Origin of the sequence: Thauera aminoaromatica, from assembly GCF_000021765.1 — a bacterium.
Lineage (GTDB): Bacteria > Pseudomonadota > Gammaproteobacteria > Burkholderiales > Rhodocyclaceae > Thauera > Thauera aminoaromatica.
Genome location: NC_011662.2, coordinates 2,052,324 through 2,068,742, shown reverse-complemented (window position 1 = coordinate 2,068,742; position 16,419 = coordinate 2,052,324). Strand labels below are relative to the sequence as shown.

At 70.4% G+C, this 16,419-nt stretch carries 15 protein-coding genes and 1 tRNA gene; 10 read left to right on the top strand and 6 right to left on the bottom strand.

Features of this window, described 5'->3' with window-relative positions; all coding sequences use genetic code 11:
- The first annotated feature begins 171 nt into the window (after nucleotides 1-171).
- The 8 genes from TMZ1T_RS09135 to TMZ1T_RS09100 all read left to right on the top strand — a co-directional run bounded on the left by TMZ1T_RS09135 (nucleotide 172) and on the right by TMZ1T_RS09100 (nucleotide 10,454).
- Entirely contained in the window at nucleotides 172-2,316 is a 2,145-nt protein-coding gene (locus tag TMZ1T_RS09135) for a XylR N-terminal domain-containing protein (RefSeq protein ID WP_012585216.1), read from the top strand.
- The gene (locus tag TMZ1T_RS09130; RefSeq protein ID WP_004319523.1) at nucleotides 2,309-3,706 is read left to right on the top strand and encodes a sigma-54-dependent transcriptional regulator; all 1,398 of its coding nucleotides are present in this window, start codon (nucleotides 2,309-2,311) and stop codon (nucleotides 3,704-3,706) included. The genes TMZ1T_RS09135 and TMZ1T_RS09130 overlap by 8 nt, the downstream gene beginning before the upstream one ends.
- A 299-nt stretch (nucleotides 3,707-4,005) precedes the next feature.
- A complete protein-coding gene (locus TMZ1T_RS09125; protein ID WP_012585215.1) occupies nucleotides 4,006-4,365 on the top strand; it encodes a c-type cytochrome in 360 nt (119 codons plus the stop codon).
- A 9-nt stretch (nucleotides 4,366-4,374) separates the two neighbouring features.
- Nucleotides 4,375-4,965 carry a hypothetical protein gene (locus TMZ1T_RS09120; protein WP_012585214.1) on the top strand — a complete coding sequence of 197 codons (591 nt, stop codon included), beginning with the start codon at nucleotides 4,375-4,377 and terminating at the stop codon, nucleotides 4,963-4,965.
- Nucleotides 4,966-5,020: 55 nt separating this feature from the next.
- Nucleotides 5,021-6,571: an FAD-binding oxidoreductase gene (locus TMZ1T_RS09115; RefSeq protein WP_012585213.1), complete on the top strand. Its 1,551-nt coding sequence runs from the start codon at nucleotides 5,021-5,023 to the stop codon at nucleotides 6,569-6,571.
- Between the two features lie 70 nt (nucleotides 6,572-6,641).
- Nucleotides 6,642-8,093 carry an aldehyde dehydrogenase family protein gene (locus TMZ1T_RS09110; protein ID WP_012585212.1) on the top strand — a complete coding sequence of 484 codons (1,452 nt, stop codon included), beginning with the start codon at nucleotides 6,642-6,644 and terminating at the stop codon, nucleotides 8,091-8,093.
- 88 nt (nucleotides 8,094-8,181) lie between these two features.
- On the top strand, nucleotides 8,182-9,114 hold the full coding sequence (locus TMZ1T_RS09105; protein WP_012585211.1) for a SphA family protein: 933 nt from the start codon (nucleotides 8,182-8,184) through the stop codon (nucleotides 9,112-9,114).
- A gap of 143 nt (nucleotides 9,115-9,257) precedes the next feature.
- Complete coding sequence (locus TMZ1T_RS09100; RefSeq protein ID WP_012585210.1) at nucleotides 9,258-10,454, top strand: methyltransferase; 1,197 nt, start codon at nucleotides 9,258-9,260, stop codon at nucleotides 10,452-10,454.
- On the opposite strand, the gene TMZ1T_RS09095 is transcribed toward TMZ1T_RS09100, so the two are convergent.
- Entirely contained in the window at nucleotides 10,445-11,704 is a 1,260-nt protein-coding gene (locus tag TMZ1T_RS09095; protein WP_004316694.1) for an Hsp70 family protein, read from the bottom strand. The genes TMZ1T_RS09100 and TMZ1T_RS09095 overlap by 10 nt on opposite strands.
- A 273-nt stretch (nucleotides 11,705-11,977) precedes the next feature.
- Between TMZ1T_RS09095 and TMZ1T_RS09090 the strand changes: the two genes are divergently transcribed.
- Complete coding sequence (locus TMZ1T_RS09090) at nucleotides 11,978-12,397, top strand: MaoC family dehydratase (protein WP_261789188.1); 420 nt, start codon at nucleotides 11,978-11,980, stop codon at nucleotides 12,395-12,397.
- 84 nt (nucleotides 12,398-12,481) lie between these two features.
- On the opposite strand, the gene TMZ1T_RS09085 is transcribed toward TMZ1T_RS09090, so the two are convergent.
- The 4 genes from TMZ1T_RS09085 to TMZ1T_RS09070 form a co-directional block, all read right to left on the bottom strand.
- Nucleotides 12,482-13,093, bottom strand: coding sequence for a 3'-5' exonuclease (locus tag TMZ1T_RS09085; RefSeq protein ID WP_004316696.1), 612 nt, complete (start codon nucleotides 13,091-13,093; stop codon nucleotides 12,482-12,484).
- Between the two features lie 15 nt (nucleotides 13,094-13,108).
- Nucleotides 13,109-13,405: a DUF5710 domain-containing protein gene (locus TMZ1T_RS09080; protein WP_012585208.1), complete on the bottom strand. Its 297-nt coding sequence runs from the start codon at nucleotides 13,403-13,405 to the stop codon at nucleotides 13,109-13,111.
- A 122-nt stretch (nucleotides 13,406-13,527) separates the two neighbouring features.
- Nucleotides 13,528-13,621 (bottom strand) — tRNA-Ser (locus tag TMZ1T_RS09075).
- Between the two features lie 60 nt (nucleotides 13,622-13,681).
- Complete coding sequence (locus tag TMZ1T_RS09070; RefSeq protein ID WP_012585207.1) at nucleotides 13,682-14,914, bottom strand: aspartate kinase; 1,233 nt, start codon at nucleotides 14,912-14,914, stop codon at nucleotides 13,682-13,684.
- Between the two features lie 254 nt (nucleotides 14,915-15,168).
- On the opposite strand from TMZ1T_RS09070, the gene TMZ1T_RS09065 reads away from it, so the two are divergent.
- Complete coding sequence (locus TMZ1T_RS09065; protein ID WP_004316704.1) at nucleotides 15,169-15,462, top strand: helix-turn-helix domain-containing protein; 294 nt, start codon at nucleotides 15,169-15,171, stop codon at nucleotides 15,460-15,462.
- Between the two features lie 17 nt (nucleotides 15,463-15,479).
- Here the strand turns inward: TMZ1T_RS09065 and TMZ1T_RS09060 are convergent, their stop codons facing one another.
- Nucleotides 15,480-16,358 (bottom strand): radical SAM protein, encoded by an 879-nt coding sequence (locus tag TMZ1T_RS09060; protein ID WP_012585206.1) that lies wholly within the window; start codon nucleotides 16,356-16,358, stop codon nucleotides 15,480-15,482.
- Nucleotides 16,359-16,419 lie beyond the last annotated feature (61 nt).

Genomic DNA, 16,419 nt, shown 5'->3' with positions numbered 1-16,419 from the left:
CGCACGCCCCGGCGCATGCGGCGCGAGACGCCGGGGCCCGGCGCAGCCGCGCAACCGCGTTCGTCGCGGCATGGACGGGGAGGACGAATTGCGCGAGACTGCGCGGTCCCCGGGGGACGGCCTCGGCCGCCGCCGGGTTTCTTCCCTGGCCGCACGGAGATCCTGCCGGCGATGCGTTCGGACGAGCTCGACTTCCACGCGCTGATCGACTTCATGCCCGACAGCGGCGCGATCCGCTTTTGCGGGCGGCGGGCGATCCTCGTCCATGCCGACTCGATGGGCGCGCTGCGCAAGGAGCTGGTCGAGACCCTGGGCAGCGAGATCGCCAAGGTGGTGCTCACGCGCTACGGCTTCAGCTGCGGCTACGAGGATGCCGAGCTGCTTGCCGCCTACATGCATCCGGACAGCCTGGAGGAGTTCATCCTCGGCGGACCGCGCACCCACATGTTCTCGGGCATCGCCGAGGTCGCGCCCGATGCGCTCGAGCTCGACCATGCCAGCGGGCGCTACCGCATGAGCGGGCGCTGGCGGCACTCCTACGAGGCCGAGCAGCACCTGCGCCTGTTCGGTCGCGCCGACGAGCCGGTGTGCTGGACGCTGACCGGCTATGCCTCGGGCTTCGCCTCGCGGGTGCTGCAGGCCGACATGATCTGCGTGGAGACGGCCTGCGAGGGGCGCGGCGATCCCCACTGCGCGTGGACGCTGATGAACGCCAGCGATTGCGCGCCCGAGCTCGCCGGCCTGCGCGAATACTTCAAGCCGCTCAACCTGCGCGACCGCCTCAACCTGCTCGAGAGCCGGGTGCATGAGCGCACCCGCGAGCTCGAGGCCTCCGAGCAACGCTACCGCAACCTCATCGAGGACCTCCCCGAGATGGCGTTCGCGCTGCACGCCTCGGGGCGCCTGCTGCACCTGAACAAGGCGGCGCGCCTGCGCCTCGGGGTGAGCGAGGCGCGGCTGCACGCGCTGCGCCTGAAGGACCTCGTGCTGCCCGACTACACCGCGCGCGCCACCGCCTTCCTCAAGGAGATCGCGGCACGCCGCAGCACCACCACGCTCGACCTGGTGATGCGCGACGCCGCAGGCCTGCCCTTCCCGGTACGGCTGCAGGTCGAGCCCGTGCTCAAGGACGATCGCATCGTGGGCTACAGCGGGCTGGCGCTCGACATCAGCGCCCAGCTCGAACGCGAGCGCGAGCTCACCGAGTACGCGCGCCGCATCGAGTCGCGCGAGCAGCAGATCCAGGACGTGATCAACGAGGCGGTCTATATCCTCGACGGCCAGGGCCGGCTGAGCTTCGTCAACACCCGCATGGCCGAGCTGCTCGGTGCCGCACCCGAGGCGGCGATCGGGCACGCCGTCGGCGACTTCATGCCGGCCTCTTCGGCCGCACGCATCGAGCGCGATTTTGCCCGCCGCATCGCCGGCGAGGCCGGCCGGCCCTTCGAGATCGCGCTCTCCGGACGCGAGGGCAGCAGCGTGGTGCTGGAGGTCAACTCCACCCTCTTCGTCGGCCGCGACGTCGCCGAGGGCGTGATCGGCGTGGCGCGCGACATCACCGCGCGCCGGCAGATGGAGCGCGAGCTCGCGCAGGCCAACCGCCTGAGCGCGCTCGGCCAGTTCGCCTCGGGCGTGGCGCACGAGATCAACAACCCGCTCGGCCTGGTGTCCGGCTATGCCGAGGAACTCCAGGCCCTGCTCGACCAATGCACGCCGCTCGGCGACGACCGGCGGCTCGCGCAGCTGCGCCGCGGACTGGCCACCATCCAGCAGCAGGCCCACCGCTGCAAGGCGATCACCGCCAACCTGCTCGCCTTCTCGCGCCGCCAGAGCGCCAGCCTGGAGACGGTGGACGTGGGCCTCTTCGTCGCCGAACGCCTGGCCTTCTTCAACGACGCCGGCCTCACCCGCGGCGTCGAGCTCGCGGTCGACATCGCACCGGGTCTGCCTCAGGCCGGCACCAGCCCGGCCCTGCTCGAACAGGTGCTGCAAAACCTGATCAAGAACGCCTGCGACGCGATGAACGGCAGCGGGCGCATCGACATCGCCGCACGCGCCGTCGGCGAAGGCATCGAGATCGAGATCGGCGACAGCGGGCCGGGTTTCGCGCCGGGGGTCGCCGAACGCGTGTTCGATCCCTTCTTCACCACCAAGCCACCGGGCAAGGGCACCGGGCTGGGCCTGTCGATCTGCTACGCGATCATCAACGAGCTGGGTGGCCGCATCGCCTGCGGCAACCGCCCCCAGGGCGGGGCCTGGTTCCGTCTGGTGCTGCCGCTTGCGGAAGACGGACCGGGAGCCGCGAAGCATGACTGATCGACCCATCACCGATCGCCACGTCCTCATCGTCGACGACGAGGAGCTCTACCGCGAGCTGCTCGGCGGCCGCCTCGGCCGCCAGGGCTACCGCATCAGCGAGGCCGGCGACGGCGAGGGCGCGCTGCGCTGCATCGAGGGCGGCGGTGTCGAGCTCGCCCTCATCGACATCAAGATGCCGGGCATGGACGGCATCGAGCTGCTCGAGCGCATCAAGCAGCTCGCGCCGCGCACCGAGGTCGTGGTGCTGACCGGCCACGGCAGCATCGACAGCGCGATCGCGGCGATGAAGCTGGGCGCCTTCGACTACCTCACCAAGCCCTACCAGCTCACCGAGCTCGACCTCGTGGTCGCGCGCGCGCTCGAACGCAGCGCGCTCGCGCGCCGCTGCGACGCGCTCTCGGTCGAGGTGGCGCGCCTGCGCAGCCGCGACGACGACGGCATGGTCGGGGACAGCCCGGCGTGGCTGCGGATGCTCGAGCAGGTGCGCCGCGCGGCGGCGCTCGACGTGCCGGTGCTGCTCACCGGCGAGAGCGGCGCCGGCAAGGAGGTGGTGGCCGCCGCGCTGCACCGCTGGAGCCGGCGCGCGGGCGAGGCCTACGTCCCGGTGAACTGCGGCCTGCTCGAAGGCGAGCTGGTCGAGAGCGAGCTCTTCGGCCACAAGCGCGGCGCCTTCACCGGCGCGAGTGCGGACCGCGAGGGCCTGTTCGAGCTGGCGAGCGCCGGCACCCTCTTCCTCGACGAGATCGGCGAGTTGCCGCTCGCCTGCCAGGCCAAGCTGCTGCGCGTACTCGACAGCGGCGAGTTCCGCCCGCTCGGCGCCAGCGCCGTGCGCCGCACCGGCGCACGCGTGATCGCCGCCACCCACCGCGACCTGGAGGCGCTCGTGGCCGCGGGCCGCTTCCGCCACGACCTGCTGTACCGGCTCGACGTCGTCCACATCGTCGTGCCGCCGCTGCGCGAGCGCCGCGAGGACATCCCGCTGCTGGTCGAGCACCTGCTGCACCAGGCGGTGCGGCGCCACCCCGGCACGCCCGCCCCGCGCGTCGAGCCCCAGGCCCTGCAGCGCCTGATCGACTATGCCTGGCCGGGCAACGTGCGCGAGCTGCGCAACGTGGTCGAGCGCCTGCTCGTCTTCGCCGACGGCGACCGCATCGACGCGGCGCGCGTCGATGCCTTGCTGCACCCCGGCGCCAGGACGGTCGCAAGCACTGGCCGGACCGGCTTCGAGCGCATCGTCCCGCTTGCCGAGATGGAGCAGGCCTACCTGCGCTGGGTGGTGGACAAGCTCGACGGCAACGTCAGCGCCGCCGCCACCCGGCTCGGCATCGCGCGCTCGACCATCTACCGCCTGCTGCGCCCGCACGCGGACGAAGGCGCGCGACCGTAAGGGCATGCGGGCACGCCGCAGGGCGTGCCCGTCGCATCCTGCAACACTGTCGCAGGACAGGACGCTCTCCCCGCAACCCGCGTCCGCCGCGGGTCTCGCCCTCTCTTCGCCCCTCCGTGCAGCGCCCTGCCCGGTCCCCGCTGTCGCAAACCGCGACACCTCCCCTGCTGCCGGCGAGGCCGGCACACGCACACGATCCGCGCGATTGTTTGATATTCAACAATTAGACGCTCCCTGGCCCGCCCCTTGCTTTGTACTCCTCCAACGGGGAATCCATACCCCAGCCCAGGAGGAGAACCATGCAGTCGAACAAGATCCGAATCCTCGTCGCCAGCCTCGCGCTGAGCTGTGCCCACATCGCCCTTGCGGCCGATCCCCCCGCCGAGGGGCGCGACCGCACCTACGCCAAGGTGTGCAGCTTCTGCCACGACAAGGGCGTCGGCCCGGCGATCCTCGGTCGCGCGTTGCCCGCGGCCTACATCGAGAACGTCGTGCGCCACGGCTTCCGCGCGATGCCGAGCTTCCGCAGCAGCGAGATCGACAACGCCGCCCTCGCCAGCGTCGCACGCTGGGTGTCGCAATCGCCGGCCTCCAAGGCCTCGACGGCCTCGCCCGCCTCGCCGGCCCCGAGCGCCGCACCCGCCACGAAAGCGCAGTAGGAGCCGACCATGGACAGACGCGAATTCTTCCGCCGGACGGGCGGCGGCATGCTGCTCGGTGCCCCGCTCGCCAGCCTGCCCGCGACCGCGGCGGCGCTGGTCTCGCCTGCGGGCGCGGCGGCTGCGGTCGTGGTGATCGGCCAGGCCGACCGCAGCGGCGCGGTCACCCTCGCGCAACGCCTCGCCGCCGCGCTCGGCCATGGCGGACGGCCGCTGCCGGTGCACGCCCGCGACGCCGCCGCGCTGCGCCGCCCCGAGCAGGTCGACGCGCTGCTCGCGCTGCCGCACGGCACCCGCCTCCTCGGCGTGATGGACGACGCCTCGGCGATCGTCTTCCTGGCGATGGCGTCGAGCCGCGGCGCGCACCTGCTCGCCCACGGCCACCATCGCCTCGCCTCGCAGGGCGCGACCCGCCATACCTGCAGCGCCACCGGCTGCGGCGAGGCGCTCGCCTGGCACGAACCGGCCTCGCATCCGGCCACGCACGTCGAGCGCTTCTACCTCGCCACCCTCGGCGAAACCACCCCGGGCGCACGCACGTCGCTGCCCGCAGTCCCGGGCGGCGACGAAGCGCTCGCCTCCTTCCTGATCCGGCTCTGACCCTCCGGACCACCACCCGAACGCCATTCCCCCGCCTTCCGCACCCGGAGAAACCATGACCACCACCCCGCGCAACGTGCTGCCCAAGGGCGTCAGTGCGAACGACTTCGAACAGGCCCTCGCCCAGATCCGCGCGATCGTCGGCGCCGAATACGTCGTGGCCGAGGACACCGCCCTCGCCCCCTACAACAAGATCATGATGGCCGTGCCCGACGAGCAGCACGCCCCGTCCGCCGCGGTGATGCCCGACAGCGTCGAGCAGATCCAGGCCATCCTGAAGGTGCTCAACCAGCACCGCATCCCGGTGTATCCGATCTCCACCGGCAAGAACCTGGGCTACGGCTCGGCCGCCCCGGTCGAGCGCGGCCAGCTGGTCATGGACCTGCGCCGCATGAACCGCATCCTCGACGTCGATGCCGAGCTGTGCACCGCGCTCGTCGAGCCCGGCGTGACCTACCAGCAGCTCTACGACTACCTGCAGGAGAAGAAGCTGCCGCTGTGGTTCTCCTGCCCCGCCCCTTCCGTGATCGCCGGCCCGCTCGGCAACATGGTCGACCGCGGCGTGGGCTACACGCCCTACGGCGAGCACTTCCTGTTCTCGTCGGGCATGGAGGTGGTGCTCGCCGACGGCGAGGTGCTGCGCACCGGCATGGGCTCGATGCCAGGCTCGAACACCTGGCAGGTCTTCAAGTGGGGCTACGGCCCGACGCTGGACGGCATCTTCACCCAGTCGAACTACGGCATCGTCACCAAGATGGGCATGTGGCTGATGCCGGCGCCGCCCGACTACCGTCCCTTCCTGATCCAGTACCCGGAAGACACCGACATCACCAAGATCGTCGACGCGCTGCGCCCGCTGCGCATCGCGATGGTGATCCCCAACGCGGTGGTGATCGCCCACACGCTGTGGGAGGCGCCCTGCACCAAGGTCAATCGCGCCGACTACCACCCGGGCCCGGGCGCGATCAGCGACGAGGCGGTGCAGAAGATCCGCAAGGACCACAACCTCGGCGCCTGGAACGTGTATGCCGCGCTCTACGGCACGCCGGAGACCAACGCGGCGAACTGGAAGATCATCGAGCAGGTGGCCGCGGCCACCGGCGGCACGCTGATCACCGACTCGACCGAACAGGGCGGGCGCGCCACCCAGTACCGCTTCGACCTCATGAAGGGCAAGCCCAACCTCGGCGAATTCGACCTCTACAACTGGCGCGGGGGCGGCGGCTCGATGTGGTTCGCGCCGGTGTCGCAGGCCAAGGGCAGCGAGACGCTCAAGCAGATGCAGCTGGCCAAGGGCATCCTCGCCAAGTACGGCTTCGACTACGTGGGCGAGTTCATCGTCGGTTGGCGCGACATGCACCACGTCATCGACCTGCTCTACGATCGCAGCGATGCCGAGCAGATGAAGAAGGCCCACGCCTGCTTCGACGAGCTGCTGCAGGCCTTCGCCCGCGAGGGCTACGGCGTGTATCGCGCCAATACCGCCTTCGCCGAGAAGGTCGCCGCCACCTACGGACCGGTCAAGCGCGACGTCGAGCGCCGCCTCAAGCGCGCCCTCGACCCCAACAACATCATCGCCCCGGGACGCTGCGGCATCAGCATCTGATCCCCCACCGGCGGCCGTGCGCACGTGCCACGCGTGCGCTGCGGCCGCCCTTGCGCAGAGGAAACCAAGGATGAACGAGATCCACCTGCTGATCGGCGGCGAACGTCGCCGCGCCACGGACGGCGCCAGCTTCGAACGCCGCAACCCGCTCGACCACGGCGTCGCCACGCGCGCTCCCGCGGCCACCGCTGCGGACGCGGTGGCCGCGGTCGAGGCCGCCGCCGCGGCCTTCCCCGCGTGGGCCGCCACCGGCCCCGGCGAGCGCCGCGCGCTGCTGATGAAGGCGGCGCACGCGCTCGAGGCGCGCGCCGAGGCCTTTACCGCGGCGATGGCCGCCGAGACCGGCGCCTCGGCGATCTGGGCCGGCTTCAACGTGCACCTGGCGGCCGGCATGCTGCTCGAGGCGGCGGCGCTGACCACCCGCATCGAGGGCAGCATCCTGCCCTCGGACGTGCCCGGCTCGGTGGCGATGGCGGTGCGCCAGCCCGCTGGCGTGGTGCTCGGCATCGCGCCCTGGAACGCCCCGGTGATCCTGGGCGTGCGCGCGATCGCCACCCCGCTCGCCTGCGGCAACACCGTGGTGCTCAAGGGCTCGGAGCTGTGCCCGGCCACCCACGGCCTGATCATCGAGGCGCTGCAGGACGCCGGGCTGCCGGCGGGCGTGGTGAACTTCGTCACCAACGCCCCGGCCGACGCCGGCGCGGTGGTCGAGGCCATGGTCGCGCACCCGGCGCTGCGCCGGGTGAACTTCACCGGCTCGACCCACGTCGGCCGCCTGATCGCGCAGACCTGCGCCCGGTACCTCAAGCCGGCGGTGCTCGAGCTCGGCGGCAAGGCGCCTTTCGTCGTGCTCGACGACGCCGACCTCGACGCCGCGGTGGCGGCGGCCACCTTCGGCGCCTTCGCCAACTCGGGCCAGATCTGCATGTCCACCGAGCGCATCGTCGTCGATGCGGCGGTGGCCGACGACTTCGTCGCCCGCCTGGCGGCGCGCGCCCGCGCCCTGCCCCTGGGCGACCCGCGCAAGGGCCCGGTGGTGCTCGGCTCGGTGGTCGACCAGCGCACGGTCGAGCGCTGCAACGCGCTGATCGACGATGCGCTCGCCAAGGGGGCGACGCTGGTGTGCGGCGGCAAGGCCGACAGCACGCTGATGCCCGCCACGCTGCTCGACCACGTCAGCGCGCAGATGCGCATCTACCACGAGGAGACCTTCGCCCCGGTGAAGGCGATCGTGCGCGTCCAGGGCACCGAGGCCGCCATCGCCTGCGCCAACGACAACCCCTTCGGCCTCGCCGCCGCAGTGTTCGGGCGCGACCTCGCGCGCGCCTGGCAGGTGGCCGGGCGCATCCAGTCGGGCATCTGCCACATCAACGGGCCCACGGTGCACGACGAAGCGCAGATGCCCTTCGGCGGCGTGAAGGATTCGGGCTGGGGACGCTTCGGCGGCCAGGCCGGGATCGAAGCCTTCACCGAGCTGCGCTGGATCACCCTGCAGACGAGCCCGCGCCACTACCCGTTCTGAGGCGCCCGCGGCTCCGGGGCCGCAACCCGAGGCCGCGGCCTGCATCGCATCGCATCGCATTGACAGAAAAACACAGGGAGGAGACTTCATGAACAAGCAGCTTCGCAACGCGGTCCTCGTCGCGCTCGGCGCGCTCGCCGCGGGCACGGCCGGCGCCAAGGAAGGCGGCGACCAGTATCCGAACGGAATCGAGACCTGGTTCGCCGGCGCGGTGCCGCCGCCGGGCAACTACTTCATCAACTACTTCGGCCATTACGGCGGCGACCTCTACAACGGCGAGGGCAAGCGCGTCGCCGGCACCTCCGCGAGCGCCTGGTTCAACGCCTTCCGCTTCGTCAAGGTGAGCGGCATCAAGGTGCTGGGCGGGGACTGGGCGGGCCACGTGATCCTGCCCGTGGTGCACCAGCGCCTGAACCTCGGCGGCGGCAGCGCCTCGGCGAGCGGGCTGGGCGACCTCACCATCGACCCCTTCATCGTCGCCTGGCACCAGGGCGACTGGCACTGGACGGTGGGGCTGGACATCAACCTGCCGACCGGGCGCTACAAGTCGGGCGATCCGCGTACGAGCATCGGGGCCAACTACTGGAGCCTCGAACCGATCTTCGCCTTCACCTGGCTGTCGCAGAGCGGCTGGGAGGTCTCGGCCAAGCTGATGTACAACATCAAGGGCGGCAACGACGACTTCCGCGCAAGCCCCGGCGCGGCGAAGCAGAAATACGACTCCGGCGACGACTTCCACATGGACTACCTCGTCGGGCGCCGCTTCGGCCCCTGGGGCGTGGGCCTGTCGGGCTACTACCTCAAGCAGACCACGGACGACAAGGTCGACGGCACGGTCATCCCCGCCATCCCGGGGGTGTGGTCGCGCGGACGCCGGGGCGAGGTGCTCGCGGCCGGTCCCAGCCTGACCTACTCGACCAAAGGCGGTACGATGCTGATCGCGCAATGGCAGCACGAGTTCGAGCGCGAGAACCGCTTCGGCGGCGACAAGGCGGTGCTCAAGCTGGTAATGCCGTTCTAGCGTGGTCCGGAAGGCGGTGGGCTGGGCGGTGGATCGAAGGTTCGCGGCCCCCGCCCCCGCGGCGACCCCGTGGGTCGGATGCCTGCCGCCGCCACCGCCTTCCGCCCACCGGCGCGCGTATCGGGCGCGCCTTTCCTCCCACGATGAACCACCGCGAACGCTTCCTCGAACTGCAGGCCCTGCTCGCCAGCCACGACGCGCTGTGGCGTCCGCCCGCCTTCCAGGCCGGCCTCCCGCCCTGGTGCTTCGAGCGGCCGGCACTCGCCGCCGAGCTGCGTGCACTCGACGAGGCCACGCTCGAGCAGCTGGTGCAGGAGCCGGACGAGGCCCTGCGCTGGCTCGCCCCCCACCTGCCCGCGCTCCTGCGCAGCGTCGAATTGTGCGCGCTGCCGGCCCTGCCGGCGCGCGCGCTGCCCGAGCCCGACCGCCGCTTCGATGCCGGCGTGCCCGGACGCAAGCGAGCGCAGATCGAAGCTTTTGCCGCGCGTCTGCCCGCCACCGGCCTGCCACTGCTCGAGTGGTGTGCAGGCAAGGGCCACCTCGGCCGCCGCCTGGCGCTCGCCGATGGCGTGCCGGTGCGTTCGCTGGAGATCGACCCGGCCCTGTGCGCGGATGCGGAGCGGCTCGCCGAGCGCAGCCGCTTGCCGCAGCGCGTGGTGTGCGCGGACGCGCTCGATCCCGCCTCCCGCCCTCACCTGCACGGCCATGCGGTGCTCGCGCTGCACGCCTGCGGGGAGCTGCATCGCAGCCTGGTACGCAGCGCCGACCGCGACGACGCGGCCGCCTACGCCATCGCCCCGTGCTGCTACCACCGCGGCGCCAACGGCGGCTATCGGGCACTCGGACGCGACGCCAGCCTCGAGCTCGATGCCGCAACCCTGCGCCTGGCGGTGACCGAGACCGTGACCGCGCCGCGCCACGACCGCCGCCGCCTCGCCCGCGACCAGGCCTGGAAGCTCGGCTTCATCGCGCTGCGCCAGACCGCCGAGGGCGGCCCCGTGCCCCACTTCCGCCCGGTGCCACCAGCCTGGCTGAACGGCAGCTTCGAGGACTTCTGCCGCCGCCTCGCCGAGCGCGAGGGCCTGCGCCTGCCGCCTGCGCTGGACTGGGCGGAATGGGAGGCCGTCGGCGAGCGCCGGCGCGACGAGGTGCGCCGCCTGGAGCTGGTGCGTCATGCCTTCCGGCGCGCGCTCGAGGTGTGGCTCGCGCTCGACCTCGTGCTCGGCTTCGAGGCGCGCGGCTTCACGGCGAGGATCGGCACCTTCTGCGAGCGCGCGCTAACGCCGCGCAACCTGCTGATCCTCGCCAGCCGGCGTGGCGAGGGGCCGCTTCAGCCATAGCGCCGCGCCGCCTCGACCGCGAGGCCGGCGCCGATGCTGCCGTACAGGTCGCCCTCGACGCATCGCGCCCGCGGCAGCTCGGCCGCGATGCGCGCGCGCAGCTGCGGCACGCCGCTCGCACCGCCGGTGAAATAGAGCGTGTCGATGCGCTCCCGGTCGACACCGGAAGCCGCGAGCAGGCCGGCCACGCAGCCGCCGACGCGCTCGACCAGCCCCTGCGTCGCCGCGGTAAAGGCCGCGCGCGAAAGCTCGAGCACCAGCCCGGGCTCGATGCGGTCGAGCACCACCTGCGTGCGCTCCGCCGCGGACAGCGCGATCTTGGCCTCCTCGACCTGCATCGCGAGCCAATGCCCCTCGCGCAGGTTGATCAGCCGGCACAGGCGATCGAGCTCGGTACGCGCGAGCGCATCGCGGTAGACCTGCTGCAGGTCGGCCCAGACCTGACGGGTGTAGGCGAAATTGATCGTGTGCCAGGCGGCGAGCTGGAAATACACGCTCGCCGGCATCGTGGCCCCATTGCGCAGGCGGCTGCGGTAGCCGAGCACCGGCATCACGCAGTCCAGGCTCAGGACGCGGTCGAAATCGGTGCCGCCGATGTGGATGCCCGCGTTGCCGAGCAGATCCTCGCGGCGCTCGACGGCGCGGGCGCGCTGCGGCGACAGGCGGACGATGGAGAAGTCGGCCGTGCCACCGCCGATGTCGGCGATCAGCACCAGCTCCTCGCGGCTCAGGGTGCGCTCGTAGTGCAGCGCGGCGCCGATCGGCTCGAACTGGAAGCCGATCTCGCGAAAGCCCACCTGGCGCGCGATGGCCTCGAGCGTGTCCTGGGCCTTGCGGTCGGCGGTCTCGTCCTCATCGACGAAGTGCACCGGGCGGCCGAACACCGCATGGTCGAAGGTGCGCCCCGTCGCACGCTCGGCGCGTGCCTTGAGTTCGCCGATGAAGCTCGCGAGCAGCTCGCGGAAGCCGAGCGCGCGGCCATTCACCTCGGTCTGCCCGTCGATCAGGCTGGTGCCGAGCAGGCTCTTCAGCGCGCGCATCAGCCGCCCTTCGTAGCCCTCGAGGTATTCGGCGAGCGCCGCACGGCCGAACTGGATCGAATCCTCGTCGGCGTTGAAGAACACCGCCGACGGCAGCGTCGCGCGGCCGTCCTCGAGCGGGACGAGGATGGGCGCGTCGGGGCGCAGCCAGCCGACGGTGGAGTTGGAAGTGCCGAAGTCGATGCCGCAGGCGCGGGGAGGCTGGGTCATGGGGTCGCTCGCGGAACGGGATGCACTCGGCGCGCACAAACGGAAAGGTCGCGATTATGCGTCCCGCGCGGCCCGACTGCGAGCGCTCGCGCGGCACGATCTCGCAGGCACCGGCCACGACGATCGCCCGCCCTCGCCGTGCTTCGGGCTAACATCGCCCCGATCCATCACACGAGCACGGCACCATGAACTCCAAGGACACCACGCCCCCCGCCAGCACCTTCTCCACCCCGATCGACGACCGCTATTTTCGAGGACTACGTCCCCGGCGCGGTGCATCGCTTCGGCGAGATGCGCGTCACCGCGCAGGAGATCATCGAGTTCGCGCACCGCTACGACCCGCAGGATTTCCACACCGACCCCGCGAAGGCCGCGGATACGCAGTTCGGCGGTCTGATCGCCAGCGGCTGGATGACCTGCGGGATGATGATGCGGATGTACTCGGAGCATTACCTCACCCACAACGCCAGCCTGGCCTCGCCCGGCATCGACGAGCTGCGCTGGCTCGAGCCGGTGCGTCCGGACGACGTGCTGAGCACGCGGGTCACCATCGTGGAGGCGCGGCGTTCGGCCTCCAAGCCCGACCGTGGCCTGGTGCGCTCGAAGATCGAGGTGCTCAACCAGCACGACAGGGTGGTCCTGAGCATGCTCGCGATGAATCTGATCGGCTGCCGCACCCCCGCCGCGGCCTGAGCTGCGCGGACACAGCGCGGCGGATGCGGACACCGATGGGAGCGGGCGAGCCCCGCGCCCGGCCGCTCACCCGTGCCTGTTCGCTCACCCTTCACGTGCAGCCGCCAGGCACTTGGGCAGTTGCGCCTTCGAGGCGCGCTGGATGCGACACAGCAGCTCCACCGACACCTGCGCGACCCGGTGGCGCTGGCGCAGCTCCTCTTCCAGGCGCAGCAGCAGGCTGGCCGCCATCTCGGCGTCGGCGAGCGCACGGTGGAAGCGGCCGGCGACCGGCAGCCTGGCGTACTCCACCAGTGCGCCGAGCCTGTGGCTGGGGGCAAGCGGAAACAGGCGGCGCGACAGCAGCAGCGAACACACGAAGTCCTGCTTGCGCGCGCGCTCGATGCGAGCGAGCTCGGCATCCCAGAACTTCGCATCGAATGCGGCGTTATGGGCGACCATGGGGATGCCGCCGATGAAGTCCGCGACCTCGCGCATCACCTGCGCCGCAGTCGGGGCGCTGCGGATCATCGCGTTGGAGATCCCGGTCAGGGATTCGATATGGGCCGGGATGCGCACGCCCGCGTTCATCAGGCTCTGGTAGCGATCCACCACCCGGCCGTCCCGCACGATCACCGCGGCGATCTCGGTCGCGCGGTCGCCCTGCGCAGGCGACAGCCCCGTGGTCTCGAAGTCGATCACCGCCACCGCTTCCATGCCTGCACCCCCCGTCTATTGCGGCCACGCCTGCAGGCGGCAGACGTCGCAATCATCCCAGGGCAGGCAGTCGCACACCCGCGGCAACGCGACGAAGCGGCTGCCGACCTGCACCTTGCCCTCGAAACCGGCAGGCGCGCCTCGCCTCGACGCCGCCGCAGCCGCGTCGTGCGGCATCGGCTGCCACCTCGCGAACACGGCCGGATCGAGGCCGCCGTCGATGTACCAGCACTTGCGCGCAGCGTCCCAGCGCGCACCGAGCTTTTTCGCCTGGTCCTTTTCGGCGAAGGGCACCTTCAGGTCGTGTCGCATGGGGGTCACCGGGCGGGAAGTTGGAAGTCCGGCACAGGCCGCCGCGGGATGCTTCGGGCGCATCCGCTCTGCGCACTGTGGACGCAAAAAAGCCCCTTTATGGATCAGGGGCTTGAGTGCTCTGGCGGAGACGGAGGGATTCGAACCCTCGATGCGAGTTTTAGCCCGCATGCTCCCTTAGCAGGGGAGTGCCTTCGACCTCTCGGCCACGTCTCCATCAGGAAGGCGCGATCATAGCGAGTTCGCGCCTGCCGGTCAAACGTTGATCGAACGCATCTATTCAGCGGCCACATCCAGGCCATAGGCCTTGTGCAGGGCGCGCACCGCGCGCTCGAGGTGCTTCTCCTCGATCGCCACCGAGATGCGGATCTCGGAGGTCGTGATCATCTGGATGTTGATGCCCTCCTCGGCCAGGGTGCGGAACATCTTCGCGGCGACGCCGGGGTGCGAGCGCATGCCGACCCCCACCACCGAGACCTTGCACATGGTGTCGTCGCTCTCGATCGAGCGCGCGCCGACGTGGGCCTGCACGCCTTCGAGCACCTTCACGGCACGCGCAAGATCGGCGCGCGCGACGGTGAAGGAGAGGTCGGTCGAGCCGTCGCGGGGGGCGTTCTGGATGATCATGTCCACGTCGATGTCGGCATCGGCGATCGGACCGAGGATCTGGTAGGCGATACCCGGCCGGTCGGGCACGCCGGTGAGGGTGAGCTTGGCCTCGTCGCGCACGAAGGCGATGCCGGAGATGACCGGTCTTTCCATGTTGCTGCTTTCCTCGACGGTGATGAACGTGCCCTCTCCCGGGTCTTCCTCGAAACTGGAGAGAACCCGCAGCTTGACCTTGTACTTGGCGGCGAACTCGACCGCGCGGATCTGCAGCACCTTCGAGCCCAGGCTGGCGAGCTCCAGCATCTCCTCGAAGCGGACGGCATCGAGCTTGCGCGCCTCGGGGACGATGCGCGGATCGGCGGTGTAAACGCCGTCCACGTCGGTGTAGATCTGGCATTCGTCCGCCTCGAGCGCGGCGGCCAACGCCACGGCAGTGGTATCCGAGCCGCCACGGCCGAGGGTTGTGATGTTGCCGTGTGCGTCCACGCCCTGGAAGCCGGCGACCACCACCACCCCGCCCGCGTCGAGGTCCTTGCGGATCGGCGCCGCGTCGATGTCGAGGATGCGCGCCCGGGTGTGCGTCGAGTCGGTGAGAATCCTTACCTGCGCGCCAGTGTAGCTGCGTGCCGGGACGCCGAGGTCGTCGAGCGCCATGCACAGCAAGCCGATGCTGACCTGCTCCCCGGTGGATACGACGACGTCGAGCTCGCGCGTGCGGGGACTTGGCGCGACTGCGCGGGCGAGCGCGATCAGGCGGTTGGTCTCGCCGCTCATCGCCGACACGACGACGACCACGCGATGGCCCTGCGCCCGGAAGTTCGCCACCCTGCGGGCGACGCTCCGCATGCGTTCGGGGGTCCCCACCGAGGTTCCACCGTACTTCTGAACTATCAGCGCCATCGTCGTATCCAAAACTACAGGTGAATAAGGTCCGCGATGCTATCCGGCGGCGTGAAGTTTTGCTCGCCCGATCGAAACAAAATCTCCAGGACGTGTTTTTTATTACTTATTTGCTGAATTTGCTAAAATCTATTTTGTATGTAGAGAGAATACTAACCTGTACTGCATGCGTTCTATGACCTTAGTCATAGGCAGAATCCTGTCCGCATCGAGTCCGGGAAGGCCCGAACGGATACAAACTCGAGGAAATCTCCATGAAAGCAAATGAAAAGCTGGATGTACGCGAAATTCGCCGCAAGCTCGGCCTGAACCAGTCGCAGTTCTGGTCCAAGATCGGCGTGACCCAGAGCGGTGGCTCGCGCTACGAGAGCGGCCGCAACATTCCCCGCCCGGTGCAGGCCTTGCTGCGCCTGGTCCATGTCGAGCAGATCGACATCAACAAGGTCAAGCGCGACGACGTCGAGGTTGCCGAGTACCTCAAGGCGACCAACCCCGAGCTCTACAAGACCCTCAAGAAGGAAGCACGCGCCAAGCGCAAGGAGCGCTGAGCGCATGCCGCGCGCGATCAAGGGCTGACGCGCACCGTCAGCCCTTTTTTTCGGGCGCGCTCGGCGATCGCCTCGAGTTCTTCCGCCGCCAGCGTCGCGATCCGCGGCGCCTCCGGCTGCATCGACGGCCGCGCCACACCGTAGAGCAGCACGCCGCGCAGGCGCTCCGTCCCGGCGGCTTCCAGCACCGCCAGCCAGGCGTCGATGTCCGCGTCCGACGGCAGCGCGCCGTCCCAGCGCAACATGCAGGTCTGCACCCAGGTCGGGCACAGCTCGGCGCAGCGCGTCAGGTTGCGCGCCACCGCCGCGGGCTCGAGCCGCACCCCGTTGATGCGCTCGATCGCCTCGACGCTGCCGCCATCCACCTTGAACCACACTTCGCCGCCCGCCTCGCCCAGCCGGCGCACGCCCTCCTGCACGCGCGCCTGCGCGAGCAGGCTGCCGTTGGTGATCAGGCGCACCGGCACCGCCTGCGGTGACAGCCCGAACTCGTCGCGCAGCCGCAGCACCAGCGCGACCGCCTCGGGGAAGACCTCGGCGCTGGTCGCCTCGCCGTTGCCGGAAAAGGCGATGTCGCGGATCACCCGCGCGCCCTCGGGCACGTGGCGTTCCATCCAGCTGCCGTGAATGAGGTCGGCGAGGAAGCCGCGCAGCTCGCTCTCGAGCCGGGCGAGGTCGATCTCCGGCGCCTTGCCGCGCACCAGGTCGGGCACCTGACAGTAGGCGCAATGCCAGTTGCAGGCGTTGTTCGGGTTCAGGTTGATGCCGACCGACACCCCGCCGGCGCGGCGCGACAGCACCGGATAGACGTAGGTCAGCCCGGCGAGGTCGCGATCGTGCTTGCCCACCGTCAGGGTCGCGAGCGTGCCGGGGGGCTGTCCTTGGGAAGAATTCATCGTTTGTTCAACCACTTGCGGAAAATACGCGGAGTCGGCGCGGGCGCGCCGGTGCTATACT

Excerpts from the sequence above, each read along its gene's own strand:
- TMZ1T_RS09135 (WP_012585216.1), top strand. The coding sequence starts at position 172 with ATGCGTTCGGACGAGCTCGACTTCCACGCGCTGATCGACTTCATGCCC.
- TMZ1T_RS09130 (WP_004319523.1), top strand. The coding sequence starts at position 2,309 with ATGACTGATCGACCCATCACCGATCGCCACGTCCTCATCGTCGACGAC.
- TMZ1T_RS09125 (WP_012585215.1), top strand. The coding sequence starts at position 4,006 with ATGCAGTCGAACAAGATCCGAATCCTCGTCGCCAGCCTCGCGCTGAGC.
- TMZ1T_RS09120 (WP_012585214.1), top strand. The coding sequence starts at position 4,375 with ATGGACAGACGCGAATTCTTCCGCCGGACGGGCGGCGGCATGCTGCTC.
- TMZ1T_RS09115 (WP_012585213.1), top strand. The coding sequence starts at position 5,021 with ATGACCACCACCCCGCGCAACGTGCTGCCCAAGGGCGTCAGTGCGAAC.
- TMZ1T_RS09110 (WP_012585212.1), top strand. The coding sequence starts at position 6,642 with ATGAACGAGATCCACCTGCTGATCGGCGGCGAACGTCGCCGCGCCACG.
- TMZ1T_RS09105 (WP_012585211.1), top strand. The coding sequence starts at position 8,182 with ATGAACAAGCAGCTTCGCAACGCGGTCCTCGTCGCGCTCGGCGCGCTC.
- TMZ1T_RS09100 (WP_012585210.1), top strand. The coding sequence starts at position 9,258 with ATGAACCACCGCGAACGCTTCCTCGAACTGCAGGCCCTGCTCGCCAGC.
- TMZ1T_RS09095 (WP_004316694.1), bottom strand. The coding sequence starts at position 11,704 with ATGACCCAGCCTCCCCGCGCCTGCGGCATCGACTTCGGCACTTCCAAC.
- TMZ1T_RS09085 (WP_004316696.1), bottom strand. The coding sequence starts at position 13,093 with ATGGAAGCGGTGGCGGTGATCGACTTCGAGACCACGGGGCTGTCGCCT.
- TMZ1T_RS09080 (WP_012585208.1), bottom strand. The coding sequence starts at position 13,405 with ATGCGACACGACCTGAAGGTGCCCTTCGCCGAAAAGGACCAGGCGAAA.
- TMZ1T_RS09070 (WP_012585207.1), bottom strand. The coding sequence starts at position 14,914 with ATGGCGCTGATAGTTCAGAAGTACGGTGGAACCTCGGTGGGGACCCCC.
- TMZ1T_RS09065 (WP_004316704.1), top strand. The coding sequence starts at position 15,169 with ATGAAAGCAAATGAAAAGCTGGATGTACGCGAAATTCGCCGCAAGCTC.
- TMZ1T_RS09060 (WP_012585206.1), bottom strand. The coding sequence starts at position 16,358 with ATGAATTCTTCCCAAGGACAGCCCCCCGGCACGCTCGCGACCCTGACG.